Raw genomic sequence first — 4,335 nt, 5'->3', positions numbered from 1 at the left:
AAGGGCCGCCACCTGACGGTCGCCGACGGCTCGGACATACAGACGATGCCTGCCCCTGCTTTCGAGGCTCACCCCCGGCCAAAAGGCAGAAGACCGATCAGTCCCGGCCCCATATCGGGGGACATTGGGGTGGCCAGGAATCAATGCAATCTGCAGTTCGATGACGTCGCGAAGCGACCCCTCCGAGCTGGTCGACGCAGGTCGCACGCGGGGCATTTCAGAGTATCGTTCAATGGAAAAACAACTGGGGGAGCAGTTCCAGCCGTCATGGGGGCCGGATAAGAACGTCGCAGTCAGCCTGTGGCCAGGTGATGGACGAGAAGCCGCAGGGCCGCGCCGCATGGGTTGATTAACGAGGGGGTAGGCAGCAGCACGAAGATCCTGGTGCACGCGGAGAATGACGCAAGGGCAGAAAGGTACGGACAGCAAGAGCGACGCGTGCACAGCCTGCGTTGGCGAAATGCGCCACAGTCTTTGTGGGCCCATTTGTCAGCGCCCCCCGTCGGGGTGTGCGAGGTCTTAGCCCTTGAACATCAAGGTTTTGATCCCGGCATCCCGGCATCGCGGCGAGGGGAAACGGCCTCTTCGCAAGGGTTGGTTTCGTGTCCATCGAGAGAATCCGGAGGGAAGTCTCGTGACTTTTAAGAACATCTTCGACAGTGGCGGAAGTGCAGCCAAGTCCGCCGAAGAGTCCGCTCGGAAGGTCCATGAAAAGATTCCCGGGGCTCGGCCCGAAAGGGAGGGGGTCGATCCCGAGCTCTACGACGGAATTCCTGACGCTGTGCGCGACCCGAAGATTGTGCGCGACACGTCGCCTGAGGCGCTCAGCATCATGGAAAACTTCATCAGCCCCCTGTTCAAGAACACCCAGACGGCAGCGGCAAAGCAGAAAGAAGCCAGTGAGAACCCCGAGTCCACATCCGGTATGGCGTCTTCGGTCAATAATGAGGCATTCAAGAAGGTGAAAGTGGAGATCAAGGAAGAAGACCGGCCGAAGATCAGGGAGGAAGGCCGCCCAAAGATCAGCGACGAGCAGCTGGAAGAATCGAGGAAGGATAACCGTCAATCAGTCAAAGATATTAAAAGGACCGACGACGGGTCAACCAAGGGGTGAGGTTGAGCTCGGAGCCGACTCGGGGGGCGCGAGGGCTGATCGAAGACCTCAGCTTTATGAGTCCGCCGCCCTTGAGCAGCAGCAACGGCCCCGCTCGGCAGCCTGACGACTCCTCACTGGGGCATGCCGGGCCGTCAGCAGTTCACAAGTAATCCCTGACAAATCGTTCAGTTCTGGTATGCAAGGAGGCTGAAGGCCATGGGCGGTCCCACCAAGAACAATGTGAGTACGACCCATCTCGGCGAACGATTTGTGCGCCACCCGCTGACAAAGCGAAACCTGGAGGAACTCGGCATCGCCGGAAGGGCCGCTGCCATCCTGGAGCGGGACAAGGAAAAGCTGAAGCGGAAGGCCGAGAAGAAGGCGAAGGATGGGAGCGACCGGTATGTCTCCCCTACCGGATTTTCTTTGAACAAGGGGCGATTCGACTTTCCTGCGGAGGACACTGCGCACGACCTCGGGTGGATCGCCTACATGACGGTGGGTGTGCCACTCGTCGAAGAGCGAGGCGACATTGCGCAGCCCCCTCCCGACGTGATTGCCAAGCAGACGTACGTCAATCGGACCGACCCCATCCCCACCGACTGGTCGCACACGGTCGAATTCTCGATCTCGAACACGATCAGCTGGTCGCTCCAGGGACAGGTGCAGCTCACGTTCGGGGTAAAAGCCACTGCGTCACTGCAGCAGCAGCTGCAGAAGAGCATGGCTTTGAATCAATCTCAGAAGACCACCCTGAAGAACAGCAAAGACAATCAAGGTGTTGACACGGAGTCTCAGTCGCAGACGACGAGCACGTCAACGGCCACGAGCACCGCCACGGGTACTGGCGAATTGTCGGCACAGCTGATGCTCGGGATCACCGGTTCTGTCAGTGGTTCGCTGACCACTTCGTTCAAGACTTCGTCCACGCTGAGCGGCAAAGTCGGCAGCCGCGTGGACGTCCTGGCCACGCAGCGACGTCAGGTGCGGAGGTTCGACTACGAATACCCCATCTCCTTCGGTGGGTGGGTCGCTCTGTATTACCCCGAGCCGGTGGAGGTCAAAGAGACCCGCCCGAGCGGCCCACAGGCCAGGGAGCTGAAATATTCCAGGGTACTTGCATGGAAACTCGGCGAGACCGGCACAGCCGCGGAGGCTTTCGACTTGACCGATGAAGGCAAGCCGTTCCTGCAAAAAGGGGAGGCTGAGGTCGTTTCCACCCTTGCCGGGGTGCACGAGATCTTCGAGCTTGAAAAACTCAATTTCGATGTGGAGAAGCACCGCCTTCACAAGGGCATGGGCAAGGAGCAGGAGCACCCGAAAACGGCTCCCTCGGTGCGCGCCACCGGGCTGGGCAGTTCGTACGGCCTCGCGCTGGACGAGCCGAACGACAAGGCGTACGTCGCCGACCGGAACGGCAGGCTGTACGAGGTGGATCTCACCTCGGATCTCCGCTCCGGTAACTGGCGTGAGGTCGCGAGCGGCCTGGGCGACATCGTGGATGTGGCGCTGGACCTGTCGAAGAAGGTCGCGTATGTCACCGACTACTCAGGTGGCCGCCTGTGCAAGGTGAAGAACCTGTTCGATGACTCCAAGGCCGTCGAAGTCGTCGAGGTCGCCAAAGTCCCCTACGCGTACGGCCTCGCGCTGGACGGGTCGGACGGGGCCTATGTCACCGACTACAACAACGGGCAGTTGATCGCGGTCAATCTGAAGGACGAACTGGAGAGCGGAGAGGCGAGGACGAAGCCGGTCATCGGGGGCCTGGCGTATGCCTCCGGAGTAGCGCTGGACAGGGACGGCAGGAGGGCGTACGTCGGCCGGTACGGCAGCGGCCCTCTGTACGAGGTCGACCTCAATCCCCCTTCCGGCGCCACCAAGGGCGAAGTCGCCACCTTCTCCGCAAGCACCCGCGTCGCGTTGGACGGCAAGGGCCGCGCATACGTCTCCGACCATGCGGGCGATTGCCTGCACGAGGTCGACCTGAATGAGAAGACCAAGGGCCTGCAGCGCGTGGTCGCCACCGGGCTTGGCGATGCTTGCGGCGTCGGGCTGCACAGCCGCACCGGCAAGATCTACGTCAGCAATATGTCCGGCCAGCTGTGGGAGATCCCCGACGTGCTGCTCGAGGCTCCGGAAACGTCGTAGCGTAGGTCGCCTTTCGCGGGTGGGCGGGCATGGCTTCCTTGATCGTGTGGGTTGTCGACAGGGCGGTTGCAATTTCCGGGGTCGTGCGGCCGGTCGGGTAGCGACCGGTCGGGGTGCAGAGCAGGCACGGGCATCGTGATCATTGTGATTTCTGAAACCCAATGATCACGAGGTGGCCCGTGCCTGCTGCCATATCTTCTCCTGTCCCTGCTGTGCTGGCGAAGCTGGGTCCGCTGGACGCTGACCGGGTCGCTGATCTGCGCCCCTACTTCGACTCGGTGCCCGACCCGCGCGCACGGCGGGGCCGGTGGTACTCGCTGACAGCGATCCTGCTGGTGTGTGCCTGCGCGGTCGTCTCGGGAGCGAGGAGCATCGACGAACTCGCCGAGTGGGGCCAGCGTGCCCCGAACGCACTCCTGGCAGTGATCGGGATCCGCCGCCACCTGCTCAGATGGCGGCACACTCCGGCGCCGGCCACGATCGGCCGTGTGCTGGGGGCTGTTGACGGTGATGCCCTGGACCGGGCGGTGGGCGCCTACCTGGCCGACCGGCACCGCGCCGCCACCGAACCCGCCCAGTCGCCGTCGCCCTCCGCGTCCGGGCGGTCGCGTGCGATCGCTGTCGACGGCAAAGCACTCAAGGGATCAGCCCGTCTCACCGCGACGCGCCGGCATCTGCTCTCCGCGGCCACTCACGGCACCGTCGTGACCCTCGCCCAGGTGGAGGTCGGCGCGAAGACGAACGAAACTACACACTTCCCTCCGCTGCTGGCACCGCTGGGCCTGGCCGGCACCGTCGTCACCTTCGACGCCCTGCACTCGGTCAAGGCGAACATCTCCTGGCTGGTCGAGACCAAGAAGGCCCACTACATCGCCGTGATCAAAGCCAACCAGCCGACCGCTTACAGCCAGCTTGCTGCCCTGCCATGGCGGGATATTCCCGTCCAGCACACCACCTCCGCCTCCGGGCACGGCAGGCGGGAGTCCCGCTCGATCAAGACCTGCGGGATCGCGGACCAACTCGGCGGAATCGTCTTCCCCCACGCTCGCCTGGCCATCCGCGTCCACCGCCGCCGCAAGCCCGCCGGCGAA

General features: G+C 63.1%; 3 protein-coding genes. All 3 read left to right on the top strand.

The features are described 5' to 3' along the window. Positions 1 to 526: 526 nt before the first annotated feature. Positions 527 to 1,114 (top strand): hypothetical protein, encoded by a 588-nt coding sequence (locus tag ACZ4MF_RS48690; protein ID WP_467500854.1) that lies wholly within the window; start codon positions 527 to 529, stop codon positions 1,112 to 1,114. Between the two features lie 198 nt (positions 1,115 to 1,312). After that, positions 1,313 to 3,244, top strand: coding sequence for an NHL repeat-containing protein (locus tag ACZ4MF_RS48685; protein WP_467500852.1), 1,932 nt, complete (start codon positions 1,313 to 1,315; stop codon positions 3,242 to 3,244). Positions 3,245 to 3,423: 179 nt separating this feature from the next. Further along, positions 3,424 to 4,335: ISAs1 family transposase (locus ACZ4MF_RS48680; protein WP_467500850.1), on the top strand; the 912-nt coding region annotated here is incomplete at its 3' end.

Source organism: Streptomyces sp. NPDC025793 (assembly GCF_055558375.1).
This window is presented reverse-complemented; position numbering and strand designations above follow the sequence as displayed.

What these genes read in the sequence shown, in the direction of transcription:
- ACZ4MF_RS48685 (WP_467500852.1), top strand. Translation starts at nt 1,313, where the DNA reads ATGGGCGGTCCCACCAAGAACAATGTGAGTACGACCCATCTCGGCGAA.